The 22,541-nt window shown below is 59.2% G+C and carries 18 protein-coding genes; 12 read left to right on the top strand and 6 right to left on the bottom strand.

The window, feature by feature from the left end; genetic code table 11:
- The first annotated feature begins 252 nt into the window (after positions 1-252).
- The 5 genes from TM5383_RS14330 to TM5383_RS14310 all read left to right on the top strand — a co-directional run bounded on the left by TM5383_RS14330 (position 253) and on the right by TM5383_RS14310 (position 5,982).
- Entirely contained in the window at positions 253-705 is a 453-nt protein-coding gene (locus TM5383_RS14330) for a methyltransferase family protein (RefSeq protein WP_058319729.1), read from the top strand.
- 146 nt (positions 706-851) lie between these two features.
- A complete protein-coding gene (locus TM5383_RS14325) occupies positions 852-2,423 on the top strand; it encodes a Re/Si-specific NAD(P)(+) transhydrogenase subunit alpha (RefSeq protein ID WP_058319728.1) in 1,572 nt (523 codons plus the stop codon).
- Between the two features lie 13 nt (positions 2,424-2,436).
- The gene (locus tag TM5383_RS14320) at positions 2,437-3,870 is read left to right on the top strand and encodes an NAD(P)(+) transhydrogenase (Re/Si-specific) subunit beta (protein ID WP_058319727.1); all 1,434 of its coding nucleotides are present in this window, start codon (positions 2,437-2,439) and stop codon (positions 3,868-3,870) included.
- Between the two features lie 327 nt (positions 3,871-4,197).
- Positions 4,198-5,475 (top strand): DUF3422 family protein, encoded by a 1,278-nt coding sequence (locus TM5383_RS14315; RefSeq protein WP_058319726.1) that lies wholly within the window; start codon positions 4,198-4,200, stop codon positions 5,473-5,475.
- 105 nt (positions 5,476-5,580) lie between these two features.
- Entirely contained in the window at positions 5,581-5,982 is a 402-nt protein-coding gene (locus tag TM5383_RS14310; protein WP_197407415.1) for a PaaI family thioesterase, read from the top strand.
- 67 nt (positions 5,983-6,049) lie between these two features.
- On the opposite strand, the gene TM5383_RS14305 is transcribed toward TM5383_RS14310, so the two are convergent.
- The 3 genes from TM5383_RS14305 to TM5383_RS14295 all read right to left on the bottom strand — a co-directional run bounded on the left by TM5383_RS14305 (position 6,050) and on the right by TM5383_RS14295 (position 9,796).
- Entirely contained in the window at positions 6,050-6,988 is a 939-nt protein-coding gene (locus TM5383_RS14305; protein ID WP_058319725.1) for an ABC transporter permease, read from the bottom strand.
- Positions 6,981-7,988 carry an ABC transporter permease gene (locus TM5383_RS14300; RefSeq protein ID WP_058319724.1) on the bottom strand — a complete coding sequence of 336 codons (1,008 nt, stop codon included), beginning with the start codon at positions 7,986-7,988 and terminating at the stop codon, positions 6,981-6,983. The genes TM5383_RS14305 and TM5383_RS14300 overlap by 8 nt, the downstream gene beginning before the upstream one ends.
- Before the next feature lie 107 nt (positions 7,989-8,095).
- Complete coding sequence (locus TM5383_RS14295; RefSeq protein WP_058319723.1) at positions 8,096-9,796, bottom strand: peptide ABC transporter substrate-binding protein; 1,701 nt, start codon at positions 9,794-9,796, stop codon at positions 8,096-8,098.
- A 440-nt stretch (positions 9,797-10,236) separates the two neighbouring features.
- On the opposite strand from TM5383_RS14295, the gene TM5383_RS14290 reads away from it, so the two are divergent.
- The 6 genes from TM5383_RS14290 (at position 10,237) to TM5383_RS14265 (ending at position 18,397) form a co-directional block, all read left to right on the top strand.
- Positions 10,237-12,057 (top strand): ABC transporter ATP-binding protein, encoded by a 1,821-nt coding sequence (locus TM5383_RS14290; RefSeq protein ID WP_058319722.1) that lies wholly within the window; start codon positions 10,237-10,239, stop codon positions 12,055-12,057.
- Between the two features lie 241 nt (positions 12,058-12,298).
- Positions 12,299-13,462 (top strand): acetylornithine deacetylase, encoded by a 1,164-nt coding sequence (gene argE, locus TM5383_RS14285; protein ID WP_058319721.1) that lies wholly within the window; start codon positions 12,299-12,301, stop codon positions 13,460-13,462.
- Positions 13,459-14,802, top strand: coding sequence for an NAD(P)/FAD-dependent oxidoreductase (locus TM5383_RS14280; RefSeq protein WP_058319720.1), 1,344 nt, complete (start codon positions 13,459-13,461; stop codon positions 14,800-14,802). Before argE ends, TM5383_RS14280 begins: the two co-directional genes overlap by 4 nt.
- A 50-nt stretch (positions 14,803-14,852) precedes the next feature.
- The gene (locus TM5383_RS14275) at positions 14,853-16,013 is read left to right on the top strand and encodes a M20 aminoacylase family protein (RefSeq protein ID WP_058319719.1); all 1,161 of its coding nucleotides are present in this window, start codon (positions 14,853-14,855) and stop codon (positions 16,011-16,013) included.
- Positions 16,014-16,035: 22 nt separating this feature from the next.
- Complete coding sequence (locus TM5383_RS14270; protein WP_058319718.1) at positions 16,036-17,199, top strand: M20 aminoacylase family protein; 1,164 nt, start codon at positions 16,036-16,038, stop codon at positions 17,197-17,199.
- A 34-nt stretch (positions 17,200-17,233) separates the two neighbouring features.
- Positions 17,234-18,397: a M20 aminoacylase family protein gene (locus TM5383_RS14265; protein ID WP_058319717.1), complete on the top strand. Its 1,164-nt coding sequence runs from the start codon at positions 17,234-17,236 to the stop codon at positions 18,395-18,397.
- Between the two features lie 101 nt (positions 18,398-18,498).
- Here TM5383_RS14265 and TM5383_RS14260 read toward each other — a convergent pair whose 3' ends face one another.
- The 3 genes from TM5383_RS14260 to moaA are packed head-to-tail and all read right to left on the bottom strand — an operon-like array spanning position 18,499 to position 21,931.
- Positions 18,499-19,551, bottom strand: coding sequence for a glycosyltransferase family 4 protein (locus TM5383_RS14260; RefSeq protein ID WP_058319716.1), 1,053 nt, complete (start codon positions 19,549-19,551; stop codon positions 18,499-18,501).
- A 49-nt stretch (positions 19,552-19,600) separates the two neighbouring features.
- Positions 19,601-20,902, bottom strand: coding sequence for a 3-deoxy-D-manno-octulosonic acid transferase (locus TM5383_RS14255; RefSeq protein WP_058319715.1), 1,302 nt, complete (start codon positions 20,900-20,902; stop codon positions 19,601-19,603).
- A 9-nt stretch (positions 20,903-20,911) separates the two neighbouring features.
- On the bottom strand, positions 20,912-21,931 hold the full coding sequence (gene moaA / locus TM5383_RS14250) for a GTP 3',8-cyclase MoaA (protein ID WP_058319714.1): 1,020 nt from the start codon (positions 21,929-21,931) through the stop codon (positions 20,912-20,914).
- A 114-nt stretch (positions 21,932-22,045) separates the two neighbouring features.
- On the opposite strand from moaA, the gene TM5383_RS14245 reads away from it, so the two are divergent.
- Complete coding sequence (locus tag TM5383_RS14245) at positions 22,046-22,522, top strand: hypothetical protein (RefSeq protein ID WP_058319713.1); 477 nt, start codon at positions 22,046-22,048, stop codon at positions 22,520-22,522.
- Positions 22,523-22,541: the final 19 nt, after the last annotated feature.

Here is a 22,541-nt window from a genome sequence, read left to right as displayed (position 1 = left end):
GGTTAGCAGTGGTTTTGCACGGTGCAAGCGTACCGTGCACAGGTAACGTAAGGTTCGCGGCCATATGACAATGGCATTGGCGCGGGCTTGGCGGAGAAATGGGCAGGTGGCGGAAAACGCGCCAGAACAGACCAAAGCGGGACAGTAAGACGCGGCTAGAGCGCGCGAAAGCGCTTTTCCCGACGATGCGGAACAGGCATCTTGGTGGTGGCTCGCTTCACGTTTTGGCGAGCGATAGAAGGACCTTTTCCAATGTTGAAATCCTACGATTTGCCGCCTGTTTGGTTTGTGTTGACGCTGGCACTTGGTCTGTGGTTGCCGCGCCTTACAGGTCTGGACCTGAGCCTCGAAAGCGGGTTGGTCGATTTCATCAGTGCCGTTTTCATTGGCGGTGCGGTGATATTGATGGCGTTGGCCATCGCGGAAATGCGCAGGCAGCGCACCACTATGACCCCGCACCAAGAGGCGGACCGGCTTGTCACCAGCGGCATTTTCAAGCGCAGCCGCAATCCGATGTATCTGGCTTATGTGATGATGCTGACCGGATTACTACTGTGTTTCGATACAATTTTGTCCTTGCCATTGGTGCCTATTTTTCTTTGGTTCATCGAGAGACGGTTCGTGATCCCCGAAGAGAATGCATTGCGGCGCAAGTTTCGCATGGATTTCGCGCGCTACTGCGAGAAGACTAGGCGTTGGTTGTGAGATTTTGCACAACGTCACATTTGACTCGGGGCGAAATACGTATCAATGAAGGGGCCAGTTAGACGCAATAAAATTGCGCGGCCAGTAAAGGTCACACTTCGTGTCAAACGAAGCAACGACCACAGTTCTGAAGGGGGACGTGAAAGTTGAAAATCGGAACGCCAAAGGAAATCTTTGACGGCGAAAATCGGGTCGCAATGACACCGGATTCGGCGCGTCAATTGCAAAAGCTCGGGTATGAATGTGCCATCGAGTCCGGGGCCGGTCTGGCTGCGGGTTTTTCGGATGCCACATATGAAGAAGCCGGTGTTGAAGTGATCAAAACCGCAGCTGCGCTGTGGAAAGAGGTCGACATCATCGCCAAGGTGCGTCAGCCCAACGAAACCGAGCTGAAGCGCCTGAACAGCGAAAAAACGCTGATCTCTTTCTTCAATCCCGGTGGGAACGAAGACGGCATGGAATTGGCCAAGGCCAAGGGCGCCAACGTGATCGCGATGGAAATGGTGCCGCGTATTTCGCGCGCGCAGAAAATGGACGCCCTGTCGTCCATGGCCAACATCGCCGGTTACCGTGCCGTGATCGAAGCGGGCAACAACTTCGGCCGGTTCTTCACCGGTCAGGTGACCGCCGCCGGTAAAGTACCGCCAGCCAAAGTGCTGGTTGTAGGCGCAGGTGTTGCGGGTCTGGCCGCAATCGGCACCTCGACCTCGCTGGGTGCGATCACTCTGGCGTTTGACGTTCGTCCCGAAGTGGCCGAACAGGTTGAATCCATGGGCGCCGAGTTCGTCTATCTGGACTTCGAAGAAGAAGGCGGCGACGGCGCTGCGACCGGCGGCTACGCATCGGTTCAGTCCGACGAGTTCCGCGAAGCGCAGCTGGCGAAGTTCCGTGAACTGGCCCCCGAGGTGGACATCGTGATCACCACCGCGCTGATCCCGAACCGCGAAGCGCCGGAACTGTGGACCAAAGACATGGTCGAGGCGATGAAACCGGGTTCGGTTATCGTTGACCTCGCGGCCGAAAAGGGCGGCAACTGCAAGCTGACCGTCGCGGACGAAAAGATCGTGACCGACAATGGCGTGACCATCATCGGCTACACCGACTTCCCGTCGCGCATGGCTGCACAGGCCTCGTCGCTTTACGCCACCAACATCCGTCACATGATGGCTGACCTGACCCCTGAAAAAGACGGTCAGATCAACCACGACATGGAAGATGACGTGATCCGTGGCGCCACCGTGACGTTTGAGGGTGAAATCACCTTCCCGCCGCCGCCGCCGAAAGTGCAGGCGATCGCCGCACAGCCCAAGAAAGAGGTCAAGGAACTGACCCCGGAAGAGATCCGGGCGCAGGAAGTTGCCGAATTCAAAAAGCAGACCAAAAATCAGGTCACCCTGCTGACCGTTGGTGCGGTTCTGCTCTTGGGTGTTGGTCTGGTCGCTCCGGCCAGTTTCATGCAGCACTTCATCGTGTTTGTTCTGTCGGTGTTCGTCGGCTTCCAGGTGATCTGGAACGTGGCGCACTCGCTGCACACCCCGCTGATGGCTGTGACCAACGCAATCTCCTCGATCATCATTCTGGGCGCGCTGATGCAAATCGGTTCGGGCTCGTTCCTGGTGATCCTCCTTGCCGCCCTGTCGGTCTTTATGACTGGCATCAACATCTTCGGTGGCTTCCTCGTGACACGGCGCATGCTCGCCATGTTCCAGAAATCCTAAGGAGTAAGGACTTATGGACTTTGGTTTCACGACTGCCGCTTACGTTGTTGCGGCTGTTCTCTTCATCCTGTCGCTGGGCGGTCTGTCCGGTCAGGAAAGCGCCAAACGCGCCGTTTGGTACGGTATCGTCGGTATGGCTCTGGCGGTGTTCGCAACCCTGATCGGCCCCGGTGCCGGTCTGTGGTGGCTGTCGATCCTGCTGATCCCGGCAGGTGGTATCATTGGCTACCAACTGGCCAACCGCGTTCAGATGACCCAGATGCCGGAACTGGTTGCTGCGATGCACTCGCTCGTTGGTCTGGCGGCTGTGTTTGTGGGCTTCATCGCGCACATCGAACTGGGCCGTGTGATGGTGATGGGCGCTGAGGAAAAGAAAGCGCTGGAAGGCTTCGCAAAACTGCTGGCCAAGAAGGACGCCGTGGAAATCGGCATCCTGCGGGTTGAGCTGTTCCTCGGCATCTTCATCGGTGCGGTGACCTTCACCGGTTCGGTTGTTGCCTATGGCAAACTGGCGGGCAAGCTGACGTCTGCGGCGACCAAACTGCCTGGCGGTCACGCGCTGAACGCGGGTGCGGCGATCCTGTCGCTGATCACCCTGATCTGGTACTGCAACACCGGTGGTTTCCTGCCACTGGCGATCATGACCATCGCAGCACTTTTCATCGGCTATCACCTGATCATGGGCATCGGCGGCGCCGACATGCCGGTGGTTGTGTCGATGCTGAACAGCTACTCTGGCTGGGCGGCTGCAGCGATCGGTTTCTCCCTTGGCAACGACCTTCTGATCGTTGTGGGTGCGCTGGTTGGCTCCTCGGGTGCGATCCTGTCCTACATCATGTGTAAGGCGATGAACCGTTCGTTCATCTCGGTCATCTTGGGCGGCTTCGGCGGCGCAGCGGGTCCGGCGATGGAAGTTGAGGGCGAACAAGTCGCCATCGACGCCGACGGTGTGGCCACCGCACTGGAAGAGGCCGACAGCATCGTGATCATCCCGGGCTACGGTATGGCGGTTGCACAGGCACAGCAGAACGTGGCGGAACTGACCCGTCGTCTGCGCGCCAAAGGCAAGACCGTGCGTTTCGCGATCCACCCCGTTGCGGGGCGTCTGCCGGGTCATATGAACGTTCTGCTGGCCGAGGCAAAAGTGCCCTACGACATCGTGCTGGAAATGGACGAGATCAACGACGACTTCCCCGAAACCGATGTATCCATCGTGATCGGTTCGAACGACATCGTGAACCCCGCCGCACAAGAAGACCCCAACAGCCCCATCGCCGGCATGCCGGTTCTGGAATGCTGGAAATCCAAGCAGGTCTTCGTGTCCAAGCGTGGTCAGGGTACCGGTTACTCGGGCATCGAGAACCCGCTGTTCTTCAAAGAGAACACCCGCATGTTCTATGGTGACGCGAAGAAGTCGCTGGATGACCTGCTGACCCGCATCAGCTGATCCGGTCAGAGTGTTGAGAGATAAGAAGCCCCGCCGATCTGGCGGGGCTTTTTTGTTGTGGCGATATCCAGCGACCGAACCGAGGGGCGAAGCGAAGCGCCCGCCCCGTGGGGGCGGTTCGGGCGCTGCCCGGCAAAGCCGGGCTAGTTGCGAAACATTGGCTGATGGCAGGGAACGCAACCTTTTGGCAAACCAATCATTTTTCGATTTCTCACGGATTTACCCGCCTCTGTATACCACGGCATTCCGTTAACTTATTGAAAATGCTTTGATTTTCCTGCCTATCTTATGCCATCACTCTCGGAATCAATCCCGTGAGGCCCCGAAATGACCATCACCGATCACCCCTTGCGCTATGAATTGGCGAATGAACTGCACGCGCGGCCTTTTCCGTCGTTGGAGGTGCCCTGCACGGCGACCTATCTGGCGATCAAACATCCCGACCGTGCGGTTGGGCGGGACCGTCAGGCGGACCGCGCGCACCTGATCGCACTTCTTGATCGTCATGGCGCGCCGCACCCGCAACCGGGGGCCACGCATTATTCCGCCCGGATCGGTCGCCACGAGCTGAAGTGGGAAAGCCACACGGAGTTTGTGACCTACACCGCCTTTACACCCACACTGTCTGCCCGCGCCTTTGATCCCACGGATTTTGAGGTGTTTCCGGCGGATTGGCTGGCGCAGGCACCGGGGGTGCGCGTCGCATCAGCCCATATCCGCGTGCAGCCGCGCCCTGATGATACGGCTGTGCGCGATCTCTTGGCGGATTGGTTCGTACCAGAGAGTCTTGCTGTCAGTCGGGTGCTGGATGATGGGGCCATTCTGGCGGGCGATTTCCGCATTGATCCTGCCGGACACACGCGCTTTGCGGTCTTTGTGAACGATGAAACCGGTGCGCGTCGGGTGGGGCGCATCGTGCAGCGCCTGTGCGAGGTGGAGACGTACAAAAGCATGTCGATGCTGGGCTTTGCGCGGGTGAAGCAGATCGGCGCGGATCTGGGCCAGCTAGAACAGACGCTGGCACATCTGGTGGATCATATGGGCGACACAGGACTGGACGCTGAATTGACGCTGACGCAGCTTTTGACCACATCGGCGACGCTGGAACAGCAGATGGCGCGCAACAGTTTCCGCTTTGGCGCGACGGGAGCCTATGAGGCGTTGGTTAATCAGCGCATCAAGGTCCTGCGCGAAGAGCGGTTTCAGGGCCGACAGACCTTTGCCGAATTCATGATGCGACGCTATGATCCTGCCATGCGAACGGTAAAATCGACCGAGGCGCGGCTGGCTGCGCTGTCCGATCGGGCACGCCGGGCAGGGGAGTTGTTGCGGACGCGGGTAGACGTGGAACGCTCGGCGCAGAACCAATCCCTACTCTCCAGCATGGATCAACGGGCCGATACGCAGCTCAAGCTACAGAAAACGGTCGAAGGCCTGTCGGTCGTGGCGATCAGTTATTATGCGGTCTCTCTGGCGTCTTATGCAGGCTATCCGCTGGCCAAGTGGCTTGGCCTCAGCAAGGGAGAGCTTACCGCCGCGCTGACCTTGCCTGTGGTTGCGATCGTGTGGTGGTCGCTTAGACGTATTCAGTCGAAACTGCATTAGGGCAGGGTGGCTATCTATCCGCCCTCGCAGCGGCCGCGTTGACGCGCGGTCGCTTTTGACAGTTGACGCGCTACAGCCTTCTTTACGCGGTAGAGGAGACTAGACATGGATATTCTGGACTACGGTCGTGGCATTCTGGATCAACAGCCTTTCAGTCAGCTGTTGGGCGCGGAACTGGAAAAATTCGAACAGGGTTTTGCTGAACTGCATCTGCCGGTGAAGGACGAACTGAAACAACAGCATGGGTTTGTGCATGGGGGTGCGGTCAGCTATCTGGCGGACAATGCGCTGACCTATGCGGGGGCGTCTGTACTTGGGGCTGTTTTGACGCTGGAGATGAAGATCAACTATTCCCGCCCCGCTGTTGGTGAACGCCTGATCGCGCGCGCGGTGGTGGAAAGCAGTGGCAAACGTCAAGCGGTGTGTAGCTGCAAGGTCTATGCGGTCAACGATGGTGAGGAAAAGCTTTGTGCGATTGCTCAGGGCACAGTGCTGACGATGAAGTAAGAGACGACAGCCCTAGTAATGAAAACGGCCCGCTGCATCTGCAACGGGCCGTTTTGTTTTTATCGCCTTAGCGGCCGCGGATCCGGGGATCCAGTGCGTCGCGCAGACCGTCGCCGAGGTAGTTCACACTCAGCACCGTCAGCGAAATGGCCAGACCGGGCCAGAACACCCGTTCGGGGTACTGCTGCAGGTAGTCGGTGGCATCAAACAGCAGACGGCCCCAGGTGGGGAAGTCCGGCGGGAAACCAAGGCCGAGGAAGGACAGCGCTGATTCCGTGATGATCGCATTGGCGATCCCCAGCGTGGCCGACACCATGATCGGCGACAGCACGTTGGGCAGGATGTGGCGGGTGATCATCTTGGTGTTCTTGGTGCCGATGGAACGGGCGGCCAGTACGAACTCGCGCTCTTTCAGTGCCAGAACGTCACCACGCACGATCCGTGCGGTGGGCATCCAGCTGGTCACACCAATGGCGCAGACGATCAGGATAAAGATCCCCGTTTCCGGCCCGAAGGCTGCGTTCAGCGGGTCGCGGAACAATAGCACCATCACCAGCAAGAGCGGCAACAGCGGCAGCGCCAGAAACAGATCGGTCAGGCGCATCAGCGGCCCGTCAAGGCGTTTGAAGAACCCGGCCAGAACGCCAATGAACGATCCCAACACCAGCGCCAGCAGCATCGCGGTGATGCCAACGGCGACCGAAACCTGACCACCGGCCATCATCCGCGCCAGCGTATCGCGGCCCAGTTGGTCGGTGCCCAAGGGGTGGGCAAAACTCGGGCCCTGGTTACGGGCGCGAATGTCGATGTAGGTCGGGTCATAGGGCCAGACCCACGGGCCGATGGTGACCGCCAAGAGGATGATCAGGAAGATGATCCCGCCCAACAGGGCGCCTTTGTGGGTCTTGAACTGTTCCCAGACCGCAACCCACTGGCTGCGGGGCGGGGCCGACGGCATCGGGTCGCTCAGCGCGCCGATGGGGTTTACGTTTGTGTCATCAGTCATAGCGAATCCTCGGATCCAGAATGCCGTAGAGGACATCAGCGATGATGTTGAACAGCACGATCAGCAGCGCAAAAATAAAGGTCAGCGTCTGCACGGTGGGCAGGTCGTTTGCCTCAATCGCGCCGATCAGCAGATGGCCCAGACCGTTTACCTTGAACACCTGTTCGGTGATGATCGCACCAGCAAACACCTGCGGCGCGCCGAGGGCGATTACGGTCACAACAGGGATCATCGAGTTGCGCAGCACATGCACCAGCACCACAGCGCGTTCGCCCAGGCCCTTAGCCCGTGCGGTGCGCACATAGTCCTGGTTCAGGTTATCCAACATGGATGCGCGCATAAACCGGCTGATCTGCGCTGCGTTATACAGCGCCAGAACGAACACCGGCATTGCCAGCTGTCGCATCTGGAAAACAAAGCTATCCCAATCGGTGACCTTGTGGGTGGTGTCATAGATCGACGGGAACCAGCCAAGGTTCACCGAGAAGATCACAATCAACAACACGCCGGTAAAGAAGGTCGGAACCGAAAAACCGATCATCGAAATGAACGTACCAACCTGATCAAAGATCGAATACTGGCGGTAGGCGGAATAGATGCCGATGGGCAGTGCGATCAGTACACCGATCACGTAAGACAGGCCCACAACCCACAGGGTCTGCGGGATACGCTGGACAACGATATCCATAACGGGCGAACGGGTCTGCCAGCTGAGGACGCGCAGTTTGCCTTCGGCAAAACCGGTGCCAAAGATGTGGTCGAACAGCACCTGCGGTTCAACCCAGAAGAATTGCACCAGCCATTTGAGGAAACGCACGTGCATCGGTTGGCCAAGGCCAAGCGCTTCGCGCATCTTTTCTTTTACCTCTGGGGGTACGGTGAGCGGGACCTGTGCCATCGGGTCGCCCGGCGCTAGCTCGAGCAACAGGAAGATGACCAGGCTGATGAACAACAGGGTTGGCACGGCCAACACCAATCGTCGAACAGTAAAAGTCAGCATATACGGAGGCCTTTTGCGGCTATTCTTGTTTCAAGCGCGCGTCATACACACAAGCGCGACCAAGAAAAAGCCCCGGCCAGCAAAGGCCGGGGCAAATGGGGCATCACTTATTTGATGCGGTACCAGTCAGCTGCGTTCCACAGCTCGGAGTCCCAGGTGTTCAGCACAACGCCGCCCAGGGTGTTGGCGTGAGCCGATACACGACCACGATCAACCAGCGGAACAACGGTGTAGCTGTCTTTGGTCAGCATGTCGTTCATCTTGCGCGCCAGCTCACCGCGTTTTTCCAGCGAACCGGTGCGGCCCAGCTCTGCAACCAGCTCGTCGTAGGCGGGGTCACAGAAACGGTTGATGTTCTCACCCTGCCACTGCGACGAAGGCTTCGGCGCTTTGTCACAGGTGTACTGAGCCAGATAGGCTTCGGGGTCGGTGCCGTCGAAGTTGTTGGCGTACATTTCTACGTCTGCGTAGAACTTCTGGAAGGTGTCAGGCGAACCCGGGTCACCACCGAAGAAGACAGAGGCAGAGATGTTGCGCAGTTCGGTTTCAACACCGATTTCGCTCCACCACTGTTTGATCAGCGCCTGGAAGTCCTGACGCACAGCGTTGGTCGAGGTCTGGTAGAGGATCGACAGTTTTACGCCGTCCTTGGCACGGATGCCGTCAGCACCTTTAACCCAGCCAGCATCGTCCAGCATTTTGTTGGCGCCAGCGATGTCCTGAACCAGACAGTCGGTGTTGTCGGATGCGTAGATCGCCGGTGCAGGCACCAGGTTACAGGTCGCACGACCCGCTTTGCCGTAGCCGATTTCGACCAGCAGTTCACGGTCGATCGCCATGGACAGTGCTTTACGCACAGCCAGATCCGACAGGAACGGGTGCGGCTGCGCTGCGGTCGAACGCTCGCCCTCGGGCAGGTCGGACGACGGGTTGGTCATGTTCATTTCGATACGCTCAACCAGCGAACCGAAGGCTGCAACGGTTTTACCCTTGCCGCCTTTTTCCATGTTGGCGATCACTTCGGGCGCCAGCTGCAGGTTCCAGGCGTAGTCAAATTCGCCGGTTTCCAGAACTGCACGACCAGCTGCAGTCGCGTCGCCGCCACCTTTGAAGGTCAGGGTCGCAAACGCCGGTTTCGACGCGTCGCGGTACATGGAGTTTGCTTCCATCGAGATCACGTCGTTCGGTTTGAACTCGGTTACAGCAAACGGGCCGGTGCCGATCGGGCCAAAGTTGGCCTCGGTGCACTCAGGCGCTTTGGCGCCGGTGCAGTTTTCGAACTGCGCTTTCTGCAGGATCGGGGACTGGCCGCCCATGAAGGGGCCGTAGGGGTTCGGCTTGGCTTCGCCAAAGGTCACTTTGACGGTCAGCTCGTCCATCACGTCAACAGACTGTACGCCTTCGAACTTCGCCAGCTGTGCGCAGCCACCTTCGGGGTGCATGCAGTAATCAGCGGTGAATTTCACGTCTTCGGCGGTCACGGCGGAACCGTCCGACCATTTCAGGCCCGACTTCAGCTTCCAAGTGATGGTTTTCAGATCTTCGGATACGCCACCGTTTTCCAGCGTAGGGATCTCTTCGGCCAGGTAGGGGATCAGCGCGCCGGTCGGGTCGTAACGGCCCAGAGGTTCGATCACCAGCGATGCCGCTTCGATCTCTTTGGTGCCGCTCGACAGATACGGGTTCAGGATCGAAGGCGCCTGCCAATAAATGATGTTTACGTGGCCGTCTGCGCCGCGTTCTGCGATCGCTGCCGGCGCCAAGGTCGTTGCTGCAACGGCCCCCAGCATAAGAGTTTTGATTTTCATTTTTCACTCCATGTTGGACACTAAAAATCGGTGTCACACATTCCCCATACGGGGGGATTCCAGACCCTTCGCCGGGCCATGATTCTATCCGCAAGCGCAACCTGATCGTTCGATTCCGGTTATTTTTCGATGATTTATGTCCCCGAATGCCTCGCGGCTGAGGTCATCACAAACATATTACCGACAAAAAGCAAGGGGTAGAACGAGGGGGTGTTGGTGCGCGGCACAGTAAACATACGGTAAATTCACCGTAACGACGTAAGGTCGACCTTTGTGATCGCTAACTGATTGAGCAACTGCGCGTTGGTGGCCCCTGGAGGGGTAGCGCTATGGTGGTTCCCTGTGCCGCGTCGTCGCGTAATTGGATACGGATTTGACACCGCCTTGGCGACGTCTATAGCGTCACGCCAAATAAGTGATACCAAAAATGGATCAGGGGAATGCTGGATCAACCGATTGCAAAAATCGAAAACCTGCGGGTTGAATTTCAAACCAAGGACGGCCCTGTCGTGGGGGTCGAGGACGTTTCGTTCGACGTAAACCCCGGTGAAACCGTTTGTATTGTTGGCGAATCCGGTTCTGGCAAATCGGTTTCCAGCCTGTCGCTGATGCGTCTGGTAGAGTTTGGCGGCGGCGAAATCGCCGGTGGTAAACTGCTGTTTGATCGCAAAGAAGGCGACGCTGTAGATCTGGCAAATACCGAACAGGATTTGATGCGGACGATTCGCGGCAATGAGATCGGAATGATCTTTCAGGAGCCGATGACCGCGCTGAACCCCGTATTTACCGTAGGTCGCCAATTGACCGAAGGCCTGCGCCTGCACAAAGGTCTGTCCAAGGCCGAGGCAGAAGCGCGTGCGCTGGAACTGTTGAAACAGGTCCGCATCCCCGAACCGGAACGCCGCCTGAAGCAGTATCCGCACGAACTGTCCGGCGGTATGCGCCAGCGTGTGGTGATCGCGATGGCACTGGCCTGCGAACCGCGCCTGTTGATCGCGGATGAACCGACCACCGCATTGGATGTGACCATTCAGGCGGAAATTCTGGCACTGATGGATCGTTTGAAACGTGAAACCGGCACGGCGGTGATGTTCATCACCCACGACATGGCGGTTGTGGCGCAGATGGCGGACCGCGTTGTGGTCATGTTCCGCGGTAACAAGGTCGAAGAGGGCACGGTTCAGGAAATTTTTGAGAACCCGCAGCACGACTATACCAAGGCGCTGTTGGCGGCTGTTCCCAAACTGGGTGAGATGACCGGCAAACCGCTGCCCGAACCGATGAAACTGCTGGGCCGTGAAAATCAGAACCTTGATCCGATCAAGGGCACGGATGAACCGCTGCTGGAGGTCAAGAACCTGATCACCCGCTTCCCGGTCAAAGGTGGCTTCTTCCGCCGTACGGTGGCGAATGTTCATGCGGTGGAGGATGTGAGCTTCACCCTGAACAAGGGCCGCACCCTGTCGCTGGTGGGTGAATCGGGTTGTGGTAAATCCACCGCTGGCCGGTCGATCCTGCGTCTGGTGGAACCGCAGTCGGGTCAGGTTAATCTGGATGGCACAGACATCATGGCACTGGATCAAGGTGATCTGCGCGCCGCGCGTCTGGACATGCAGATGATCTTTCAGGATCCTTTTGCCTCGCTCAACCCGCAGATGATGCTGGGTGATCAGGTGGCAGAACCGATGCGCAACTACGCCACCCATTCGCGTGCCGAGATGCAGGCGCGGGTGGAAATGCTGTTTGATCGTGTGGAACTGCCGCGCAGCTTCCTGCGCCGTTTCCCGCACGAACTGTCGGGTGGTCAGCGTCAGCGTGTGGCAATCGCCCGTGCCTTGGCCCTGAACCCGAAGTTGATCATCGCGGATGAGGCGGTATCAGCGCTGGACGTATCGGTGCAGGCGCAGGTGCTGAACCTGATGATGGAACTGCAGGCCGAACTGGGCCTGTCCTTCCTGTTCATCAGTCACGATATGGCGGTTGTTGAACGGGTCAGCCACGACGTTGGCGTGATGTATTTGGGCCGCATCGTGGAACTGGGCCCGCGTCAGGCGGTCTTTGAAAACCCGCAGCACCCCTACACGCAGGCATTGATGAAGGCGGTGCCCATCGCCGATCCGCACAAACGCAAGTCTGAGCGCGAGCTGAACTTCAAACCGATCCCTTCACCGATCCACCCCGTTGGTTACGAACCAGGCCCGTCGGTTTACGATGAGGTGAGTCCAGGCCACTTTGTCCTGACCTCGGAGAGCGGGTATTGATCCCATGACATGGCGGCCTTCGGGTCGCCATTTTCATTTTGTAGCGGTGCCAACAGCGGCGCCATCAGTGCCCGTAGATTCACTTGATTGACCTTTCCGCCCGCATGTGGTGACCTTATCTGTCTGCACCTACCGGCGTCGTTTTCTGGACCTGTTATGACAGGGCAACAGATTGCTGTTGCATGACTTTATCGCGCCGGTCATGGTATGACACTGACCGCCAAAAAACAAAGGCCCCCCGATGACTGCCCTGTTAAGCCCACGTGAAATTCTGGACCAGCTGGTGTCCTTTCCGACTGTCAGCCGCGACACGAACCTGCCGCTGATCGACTGGGTTGAGGGGTATCTGAACAGCCACGGGATCACCTGTGGGCGTCAGTATAGCGCCGATGGGACCAAGGCGGGGCTTTATGCCCATGTCGGGCCAGAGGTTGCGGGCGGTGTTGTGCTGTCCGGCCACACCGATGTGGTGCCGGTTGATGGCCAGCCGTGGACGACCGATCCCTTCACTGTGGTCGAGAAAGACGGCAAACTGTACGGGCGCGGCACCTGCGACATGAAAGGGTTTGATGCACTGGCGATCTGGGCGCTGGTTGAGGCGCATCGTCGGGGCGTCAGTCGCCCGCTGCAAATCGCACTGTCCTATGACGAAGAGGTCGGTTGCGAAGAGGTTGTGCCGCTGATTGAGGAGATGGGCAAACACCTGCCCAAGGCCGCGACCGTGATCGTTGGGGAGCCCTCGATGATGAAAACCGTGACCGCACACAAGGGCGGGCGGGCGTTCAAGGTGCATGTAAAGGGATTTGAGGTGCATTCCTCTCTCATCCACACTGGCGTGAATGCGATCATGTTCGGTGCCAAGCTGATTGAATGGGCGAACCAAAACAACGCCGCGGCGGCGGCTGCCACTCCGTCTGAGACCGCTGCGCTGTTTGTGCCGCCGTGGACCTCCACCCATGTGGGTGTGATCGAAGGTGGCACTGCGGGCAACATCACCGCCAAGGATTGCGTGTTTGAACTGGATTTCCGCAATGTGCCGGATGAAAGCAATGATGACTGGGAGGCGCGCCTGCGCGCCAAGGTCGCTGAGGTTGAGGCCGAAATGCAGGCGATTGTGCCTGAAACCTCGATCGAGTTGACGCAGGTTTTCGACCTCAACGGTCTGGCGCCAGAGGAAAACGGCGAGGCCGAGGCGCTGGTGCGCCGACTAACCGGTGACAATTCCGAAAACGTGGTCAGCTATGGCACCGAAGCTGGGCATTTTCAGGCGGCGCGGTATTCCACCGTGGTGTGCGGTCCGGGCGACATCGCACAGGCGCATCAACCGGATGAATTCCTATCTGTGGCGCAGTTTGAGGCAGGGCAGGTGTTCCTGCGCAAACTGATTGATGAGGTGCTGGCGTGACCGGCTTTCCCATTGGCCTGCATCAGCCTGTCGAACATGACGGCCCACTGCCAGAAGCAGCGGATGTCGTCATCATCGGCGGTGGCGTCATTGGGGTGATGAGCGCGCTGTTTCTGGCCCGTAAGGGGCAGAAGGTTGTGCTGTTGGAAAAGGGCCGGATTGCCGGTGAACAATCCTCGCGCAACTGGGGCTGGATCCGTCAGACGGGCCGCGACATTGACGAACTGCCCATCGCGATGGAAGCAAACAGTCTGTGGCCACAGTTGCAGGCTGAATTGGGCGAAGATCTGGGGCTGGCGCGTCTCGGGGTGGCCTATCTGGCGGAAAAACCGCAATCGATTGAACGCTATGAGACGTGGCTCAACCTTGCCAAGCCGTATGGGGTGGACAGTCGGATCCTAACACCGGATCAGACACAGGCGCTGTTGCCCGGTGCGACCAAACGCTATCATGGTGCGCTGCATACCCCATCGGATATGAAGGCCGAGCCGTGGGTCGCAGTGCCCGCCTTTGCCCGCGCGGCGGTAGCTGCTGGGGTCGAGATCCGCGAAAATTGCGCGGTGCGGGCGCTGGATTTGACCGCAGGGCGTGTTGGCGGTGTGATCTCTGAGAGGGGGCGCATTCGGGCCGATCAGGTCTTGGTGTCCGGTGGCGCGTGGTCGTCGCTGTTTCTGCGCCAGCATGGGGTGAACATACCGCAGCTTTCGGTGCAGGCGCAGGTCTTGGCAACCGATCCGTTGCCCGCGTTGGATTTGCCCGCAGCGGGCAATGACCGTCTGGCGTTTCGCCGCCGCGCGGATGGCGGGTTCACATTGGCCGAAGGCGGCTGGCATCGTTTGTTCATCGGACCGGATGCCTTCCGCCATCTGTGGCCTTACCGCGAACAGATCAAAGCGCATCCGTTTGGCGCGTCATACCATCCGGCGGCGCCTGCGGGCTTCCCCGACGCATGGGGCACCAAACGCCGCTGGTCGCCCGATGAGGAAACGCCGTTTGAACGTATGCGCGTGTTGGACCCGAAACCGGTGGAGGCGCGTCAGCGCCGCACGCTGGCCGAATTTGCCAAGCTGTTTCCGGCCCTTGGCACACCACGGATCAAGGCATCTTGGTCAGGGATGATTGACGCGATGCCGGATATCGTTCCGGTGGTGGATCACGCCCCGATTGATGGCCTGAGCATCTGCACAGGGATGTGCGGCCATGGCTTTGGCATCGGGCCTGCCTTTGGCCGGATCATGGCGGATCTGATGACTGGGGGGGATGTGGGCCATGACCTGACCCGTTTCCGCCTGTCGCGGTTCAGTGATGGATCGAAAATGGACATGGGGCCGGGGCTGTGAGGCCTCGGGCGCGAACCATACGCCACCGTATTGAGCGAGGTGAATGAACAATGCCGATCAAGAACCGTATTGCCGAATTGCACGGTGACATCACCGCATGGCGCCGTGATTTTCACCAACACCCAGAGGTGATGTTTGACGTACACCGCACCGCTGGTGTGGTGGCGGAGAAACTGCGTGAATTTGGCTGTGATGAAGTTGTCGAAGGGATCGGCATCACCGGTGTTGTCGGCACGATCAAGGCTGGCACATCGGATCGGGTAATCGCCCTGCGCGCCGATATGGATGCGCTGCCGATGGAGGAAATCACCGGCCTTGACTATGCGTCCAAAACCCCCGGTGCGATGCATGCCTGCGGCCATGATGGCCACACCGCCATGTTGCTGGGGGCCGCGAAATATCTGTGTGAAACCCGTAACTTTGACGGCACAGTTGTGCTGCTGTTCCAGCCGGCCGAAGAGGGCGGCGCAGGTGGGCTGAAGATGGTCGAAGACGGCTGTATGGACCGCTGGAACGTGGATGAGGTCTACGGCCTGCACAACGCGCCGGGCATTCCGGTGGGCGAATTTGCCATTTGTCCGGGGCCACTGCTGGCCTCTGCCGATGAGATAGAGATTGTGGTGGAGGGCAAGGGCGGACATGCGGCTGAACCGCATATGGCTGTGGACACCACGCTGGCCGCTGCGCATGTGGTTGTGGCGCTGAACTCAATCGTGGCCCGCAATGTGGATCCGCTGAAACAGGCGGTGCTGACCGTGGCGACCTTCATCACCGAAAGTGACACCCAGAACGTCATTCCCCAGACCGCCAAACTGCGCGGAACCGTGCGGTGTTTCGAACCCGAGGTGCGCGATCTGATGGAGGAACGGGTCAGGGCGGTCGCCACCGCCACCGCCGCCGCCTATGGCGCCACCGCGCATATCGAATATGTCCGTGGTTACCCGCCCACCGTCAACAGCGCGGCAGAGACAGTGCATGCGATCAAAGCGGCCGAAGCTGTGGGCACCAAGGTGGATCCCAATACCAACCCCATCATGCCTGCCGAAGATTTTGCCTATATGCTGGAATCCCGTCCAGGCGCCTATATCTTCCTTGGCAATGGTGACAGCGCCGCCTGCCATCACCCCGCCTATGATTTTGATGATGAGGCTGCGCCTTATGGCACCAGCTTCTTTGCCGAATTGATCGAACAACGCCTACCTCGACGATAACTGCCAGATTTGACCTATTCAGATGCCCAGTAAGAACCGATTTGCCGAACTGCTGCCCGAGATCACCGCGTGGCGCCGTGACATCCACACCCACCCTGAGGTGATGTATGACACCCACCGCACCGCTGCATTGGTGGCCGACAAACTGCGCGCTTTTGGTTGTGATGAGGTGGTTGAGGGGATCGGTCAGACCGGCGTTGTCGGCATCATCAAAGGGGTCAGCGATACCTCGGGCCGGGTCATCGGGTTGCGCGCCGATATGGACGCGCTGCCGATGCAGGAACACACGGGGCTTGAGTATGCCTCAAGTGTGCCCAATGCCATGCACGCCTGTGGGCATGACGGTCATACAGCAATGCTGTTGGGGGCGGCGCAATATCTGGCGGAAACGCGCAATTTCGACGGTCAGGTCGCGCTGATCTTCCAACCCGCCGAAGAGGGCGGCAATGGCGCCCTTGCCATGGTTCAGGATGGTATGATGGACCGTTGGGGCATTGATGAGGTCTACGCGCTGCACAACGACCCCAACCTGCCCACCGGACAGTTCGCCACCCGCAAAGGACCGATGCTGGCCGCGGTTGATTTCTTTACTATTGAGATTGAGGGCAAGGGCGGTCACGCCGCCAAGCCGCAGAAAACCATCGATCCGACCTTGATGGGCTGTCAGCTGCATCAGTCGCTGCAAACGTTGGTCAGCCGTAATGTTGATCCCGTCGACCGCGCGGTGGTTTCGGTCACCGCGTTCCATACGGGATCGGATGTTTATAACGTCATCCCCCACACGGCGACGCTGAAGGGCACGGTGCGCAGTTTCAATCCCGCCACCCGCGACATGCTGGAACAGCGCATGCAGGCGATGTGCGATGCGGTGGCGGCCACCCATGGCGGGCAGATCAAGCTCAACTATGACCGCATCACCCCCGCCACCATCAATTCCGACCAGCAGGCGGAATTTGCCGCAGAGGTGGCGACGTCCGTTGCAGGCAGCTGCGCTGAGGCTGCGCTGTCGCTGGGCGGTGAAGATTTTTCCTATATGCTAGAGGTTCGCCCCGGCGCCTTTGTCATGGTTGGCAATGGTGACAGTGCACCGCTGCATCACCCTGAATACGACTTCAACGATGAGGCGATCCCGAACGGGTGCAGCTTCTTTGCTGAGTTGGTTGAACAACGTCTGCCGCGCAGCTAGGCGTGGCCAAAACCTGAAAACAAGAGGATCCGTAATGCCGACGAAAAACCGTTTTGCAGAACTGCTGCCCGAAATCACCGCATGGCGTCGTGACCTGCACGAAAACCCCGAAATCCTGTTCGAAACCCACCGCACTTCGGCCATCGTGGCCGAGAAGCTGAAGGAATTTGGCTGTGATGAGATCGTGACCGGTCTTGGCCGCACCGGCGTTGTGGGTGTGATCAAGGGGAACAAAACTTCCTCGGGCAAGGTCATCGGTCTGCGCGCGGATATGGACGCACTGCCGATCCACGAACAGACCGGTCTGGAATACGCGTCGAAAACCGATGGCGCGATGCATGCCTGTGGTCACGATGGTCACACTGCGATGCTGCTGGGGGCCGCGAAATATCTGGCCGAGACCCGTAATTTCGACGGCACCGTTGTGGTGATCTTCCAGCCCGCCGAAGAGGGCGGCGGCGGTGGCCGTGAAATGTGCGAAGATGGCATGATGGACCGCTGGAACATCCAAGAGGTCTACGGCATGCACAACTGGCCGGGTCATGCGCTGGGCACATTTGCGATCCGTCCGGGGGCCTTCTTTGCCTCCACCGATACCTATGAAGTGGTGTTTGAAGGCAAGGGCGGTCATGCGGCTAAACCCCATGAAACCGTAGACACCAACGTGATGACCGCCACGGCTGTGACCACGCTGCAATCCATCGCGTCGCGCAATGCAGATCCGGTGGATCAGATCGTGGTTTCCGTCACCTCGATGGAAAGCTCGTCCAAGGCGTTCAACGTGATCCCGCAGCGTGTGACCATTCGCGGCACCGTGCGCACCATGTCCAAGGAGATGCGCGATCTGGCCGAAAAGCGGATCAATGAAATCTGTAGCGGCGTCGCAGCGACCTTTGGCGGCACTGCAGATGTGAACTACATGCGCGGCTATCCGGTGATGGTGAACCACGAGGAGCAAACGCAGTTTGCCGCCGATGTGGCCCGTTCGATCACCGGTCAATGTGACGATGCCCCGCTGGTCATGGGCGGCGAAGATTTCGCCTACATGCTAGAAGAACGCCCCGGCGCCTATATCTTGGTCGGCAACGGCGACACCGCCGCTGTGCACCACCCGGAATACAACTTCGACGACGAAGCGATCCCCGCAGGCTGCAGCTGGTGGGCCGAGATCGTCGAACAACGTATGCCTGCCGCGTAAGGCGCTGGCATAGTTGGACAATAAGAAAGCCGGGCAGGGAAACCTGTCCGGCTTTTACTTTGGCGGCGGGGGATCGGTCGGCGTGTTACAACGCGGCCGGTTTAGCTGTTTAGCAGATCCCGATAGATGCCGATCAGCGTGTTGGCTTCTTGGCTAAGCTGGAAATGGTCTGTGATGTGCTGGCGGGCGTTCTGGGACCAAGCGCTTAGTTTCGCAGGATCGCTTAACAGGGCACGGGTGGCGTCGATCATTTCTGCGACCTCGCCCGCGTTGATCAGGGTGCCGGTTTGGCCATCGGCGATCAGCTCTTCAAACGCACCGACGCGGGTGGCGATGCAGGGCGCGCCGCAGGCCATGGCCTCCAGCGGGGTCAGGCCAAAACCCTCCCAGCGTTGCGGTGCAATATAAAGGTCGAGCACCTGATAGTATTTCGCCACCTCCCAGACTGGGACCTCTGGCAGAAACAGAATGCGGTCGCTGAGGCCAGCGGCGGCAACTTTGTCTTTCAGGCCTTGCTCAAACTCTTTGTGTTGATCGGTGGCACGGCCCATGACCAGACCGTAGGCGTCTGGGTGATCGGGCAGGGTGGCGATCATTGCATCGACAAAAACATCGGTGCCCTTTTGCGCGCGAATGCGGCCATAGCAGCCAATCAGGGTGCCGTTTTCAGGCAGGCCCAGTTCGGCGCGCAGGGCGGTCTTATCGGTGCTGGGGCTGAACTGTTCGATGTCGATCCCATGGTGTACAACCGTGGCAGGACGTTCCAGATAAGCCGCAGTTTTGGCCGAGGTGGCAACCACCGCATCCATCTGTCGGATCAACCATTTGGTCAGGCCAGTATGGTGACGTTGCGAGGCAGAGGTGAACAACAGTTTCAGATCCTTGCGCAGGATGTGCTTCAACACCAGTCCGCCCAGCATTTCGACATTGCGTCGTGCATGCCAGACCCGCGCGCCAGAGGGACCGCGCCGCGACATCGTCAGCAGCGACGCCAGCGGCACATGCGGCACATGATCGGGCATCACTGGACCTGTGGCGGCAATGGCGATCTGTTGCGCTTGCAATGGCACCAACCGCATCACGGTCGACGTCACACCGGACAGCCGCTTTTTGAAATTGGGGGCAATCACGTCGAGATCGGCAGTGTTCGGCATCGGTATCACATCCAAAAAACTGCGCTGTCGTGCAGCGCGTATATGGGTCTTATCGCGGTTTCAACAGCGCCGAAAGCTCAGATATCATCTGATCCAGCCCCTGCATCTGATCTAGGGCAAACTGGCGGGCGGCTGCGCTGTGGCGCTGCTGTTGTTCGGGGGCGTCCAGCAAAGACTGCACCGCCTGTGCCAGAGCAGCACGATCCTGCACTTCGACTGCGCCACCTGCCTGCTGCAGGGCTGGGTAATCCTCGGCAAAGTTTGCATATAGGGGGCCATGAATGACCACTGCGCCTGCATGGGCCGGTTCATAGGGGTTGTGGCCACCGACCGGGGTCAATGATCCGCCAAGAAAGACCAGCGGCGACAGGTTGTAAAACAGCCCCATCTCGCCCAGCGTGTCAGCCAGATAGACCTGACCACGCGGCGGTTCACCGCGACTGCGACGGCTATGGCTAAGGCCCGCATTGGTGATCATCTGTTCGATGCCGTCCGCGCGTTCGGGATGGCGGGGCACCAGCACCAGCAACAGATCCGGCGTTTGTTCCAACAGGCGGCGGTGGGCCTCTAGGGCGGGGCCTTCTTCACCGGGATGGGTCGAGGCGGCGATCCAGACAGGTCGGTTGCCGATCTGGCGGTTCAGCTGTTCTAAAGTGTCCAGCGGCACTGGCAATGGTCCTGCTGCCGACTTCAGGTTCTGCCCACGCGCGCAGCGTTCCGCCCGCGCGCCCAGCGATAGGATGCCGTCCAGTGTTGCCTGATCCTGTGTGCGGATCAAAGAGAACCGATCCAAAAGCTGCTGCGCCGTTTTGCCAAACCGCGCCCAATTGCGCAGCGATCCTTTGGATATGCGCGCATTCAACAGGGTGACGGGGCACATGGCAGCGGTGCGCATGACCATTTGCGGCCACAGTTCGCTTTCAACGAAACAGGCCAGATCAGGTTGCCAGTGATTTAGGAAACGACGCATGGCGCCGCCGCTGTCCAGCGGCGCAAATTGGTGCAGGCAGCGTGGTGGCAGGCGGGTTGCTACAATCTGCGCGGATGTTGCTGTGCCGGACGTCAGCAAAAACTGCATCTCAGGGTGGCGTTCGCCCATCGCGTGGATCAGCGTCAGGGCGGATAGGCTTTCCCCCACCGAAGCGGCGTGGCACCAGACCAGTTGCCCGTCAGGGCGGGGCAGGCTGGCATAGCCCATCCGTTCCCGTTGACGGTCGGCAGAAAACCCAGCCTCGTCCAGTTTGCGCGCGATCTTGCGATAGGCCAGAGGCACAAGTGCAGCGGCCAGCCCACGATAGAGCTGATAGGTCAGGGTCGGCCGCGGTTGCGGCGCGATGATGTGTGAAGGCATAAAGCGTCCTTAGCCGCCTGTGTGACTCATGTGCCGGGACATTTTACCAGCCACATCCTGACGGGAGTAGTCGAAATCGTGCCCTTTGGGTTTTAGCCCGATCGCTGCGCGGATTGCGTCATGCAGCGGCGCGTCATCATCGGGATGATTGCGCAGCGGTGGGCGCAGATCCTGCCAGCCCTCTTGGCCCAGACAGGTGTATATTTCCCCAGTGCAGGTCAGGCGTACACGGTTGCAGCTTTCGCAGAAATTATGGGTCATCGGGGTGATGAAGCCGATTTTCTGCCCGCTTTCCTCTAGCCGCACATAACGCGCCGGCCCGCCGGATCGTTCGGCCAGATCGGTCAGTTGATAGCGCGTCGCCAGTTGATCACGCAGATCGGTCAGCGGCCAATATTGGTCCAGCCGGTCCTCATTGCCGATGTCGCCCATCGGCATCACCTCGATAAAGGTCAGGTCCATATCGCGGCTAGCACACCATTCGACGATGTCGAACAGTTCCACATCGTTGAAGCCTTTCAGCGCGACCGCGTTGATCTTGACCCGCAGTCCAGCGCGTTGGGCGGCATCAATACCGTTCAGCACCTGTTTCAGGCGCCCCCAGCGCGTGATGTCGGCAAATTTCTGATCATCCAGCGTATCGAGTGAGATGTTCACCCGTCGCACACCCGCCGCATAGAGGTCATCCGCGTATTTCGCCAGTTGCGACCCGTTGGTGGTCAGCGTCAGCTCTTTGAGCGCGCCGCTTTCCAGATGGCGCGACATGGAATTGAAAAACGTCATAATGCCACGACGCACCAGAGGTTCGCCGCCCGTGATGCGCAGCTTTTCCACCCCCATGTTGATGAAGGCGCTGCACATGCGATCCAGCTCCTCCAGCGTCAGAAGGTCCTTTTTGGGTAGGAACTTCATGTCTTCGGACATGCAGTAAACGCAGCGGAAATCGCAGCGATCCGTGACCGAAATCCGCAGGTAGGTGATCGCTCGTGCAAAGGGATCGATCAGGGGGGGCAACGTGGCGTGTGTCATGCGCTAAACCTATGTCGCAGTAGGGGGCGCGACAAGGGTTAGAATGAACGGCGCAAAACAGCCGAGAATTGCGGGCTGGTTGCCTGTACGCGGTTTTGATCCTAGGCTGTCGATATGAACAAGATTTTACCGCTTACTTTCGTCGCCCTGTCTGTTGCTGCCTGTGATCAGGTGCCAGCCTTATCTAACCTGACGGATCGGCCCTGGCTTCGTGATGCCTCCGGCGGGCAGCAGGCAACGGCGAACCGTTTGCCATCCAGCGCCTCGGTCGAAGTGGCGGCATTGCCGGATGCGGGGTCACAGACGACTGTTCAGGATACGCGCCCAACAGCATCGGCAAGCGGATTGCTAGGCACGACGGTCGCCTCTCTTGGGGATGCAACGCGGCAGGGGTTCTGGATCGAAACGCCGTTGGTTTCAGCCCCACAAAAAGGCAAAGTGCGCTACCCTAAGACCGGGCGCGAGGTAAAGGTGGACCTGATCCCGCGCGCAGGCGCGTCGTCGGGTGGCAGTTCGCTGTCACTGGGCGCGATGCGGTTGCTCGACGTGCCGCTGACCGCTTTGGCAGAGGTTGAGGTTTTCGTGCAATAACTGCGCCCACCCGATCTGG

Source organism: Thalassovita mediterranea (genome assembly GCF_001458435.1).
GTDB classification, from domain to species: Bacteria; Pseudomonadota; Alphaproteobacteria; order Rhodobacterales; family Rhodobacteraceae; genus Thalassobius; species Thalassobius mediterraneus.
Note: the sequence above shows the minus strand (reverse complement) of the source record. Positions and strands in the feature narration are given on the sequence as shown.

Excerpts from the sequence above, each read along its gene's own strand:
- TM5383_RS14320 (WP_058319727.1), top strand. The coding sequence starts at position 2,437 with ATGGACTTTGGTTTCACGACTGCCGCTTACGTTGTTGCGGCTGTTCTC.
- argE (WP_058319721.1), top strand. The coding sequence starts at position 12,299 with ATGACTGCCCTGTTAAGCCCACGTGAAATTCTGGACCAGCTGGTGTCC.
- TM5383_RS14310 (WP_197407415.1), top strand. The coding sequence starts at position 5,581 with ATGGATATTCTGGACTACGGTCGTGGCATTCTGGATCAACAGCCTTTC.
- moaA (WP_058319714.1), bottom strand. The coding sequence starts at position 21,931 with ATGACACACGCCACGTTGCCCCCCCTGATCGATCCCTTTGCACGAGCG.
- TM5383_RS14265 (WP_058319717.1), top strand. The coding sequence starts at position 17,234 with ATGCCGACGAAAAACCGTTTTGCAGAACTGCTGCCCGAAATCACCGCA.
- TM5383_RS14330 (WP_058319729.1), top strand. The coding sequence starts at position 253 with ATGTTGAAATCCTACGATTTGCCGCCTGTTTGGTTTGTGTTGACGCTG.
- TM5383_RS14275 (WP_058319719.1), top strand. The coding sequence starts at position 14,853 with ATGCCGATCAAGAACCGTATTGCCGAATTGCACGGTGACATCACCGCA.
- TM5383_RS14305 (WP_058319725.1), bottom strand. The coding sequence starts at position 6,988 with ATGACTGATGACACAAACGTAAACCCCATCGGCGCGCTGAGCGACCCG.
- TM5383_RS14260 (WP_058319716.1), bottom strand. The coding sequence starts at position 19,551 with ATGCCGAACACTGCCGATCTCGACGTGATTGCCCCCAATTTCAAAAAG.
- TM5383_RS14300 (WP_058319724.1), bottom strand. The coding sequence starts at position 7,988 with ATGCTGACTTTTACTGTTCGACGATTGGTGTTGGCCGTGCCAACCCTG.
- TM5383_RS14295 (WP_058319723.1), bottom strand. The coding sequence starts at position 9,796 with ATGAAAATCAAAACTCTTATGCTGGGGGCCGTTGCAGCAACGACCTTG.
- TM5383_RS14270 (WP_058319718.1), top strand. The coding sequence starts at position 16,036 with ATGCCCAGTAAGAACCGATTTGCCGAACTGCTGCCCGAGATCACCGCG.
- TM5383_RS14315 (WP_058319726.1), top strand. The coding sequence starts at position 4,198 with ATGACCATCACCGATCACCCCTTGCGCTATGAATTGGCGAATGAACTG.
- TM5383_RS14255 (WP_058319715.1), bottom strand. The coding sequence starts at position 20,902 with ATGCCTTCACACATCATCGCGCCGCAACCGCGGCCGACCCTGACCTAT.
- TM5383_RS14290 (WP_058319722.1), top strand. The coding sequence starts at position 10,237 with ATGCTGGATCAACCGATTGCAAAAATCGAAAACCTGCGGGTTGAATTT.
- TM5383_RS14245 (WP_058319713.1), top strand. The coding sequence starts at position 22,046 with ATGAACAAGATTTTACCGCTTACTTTCGTCGCCCTGTCTGTTGCTGCC.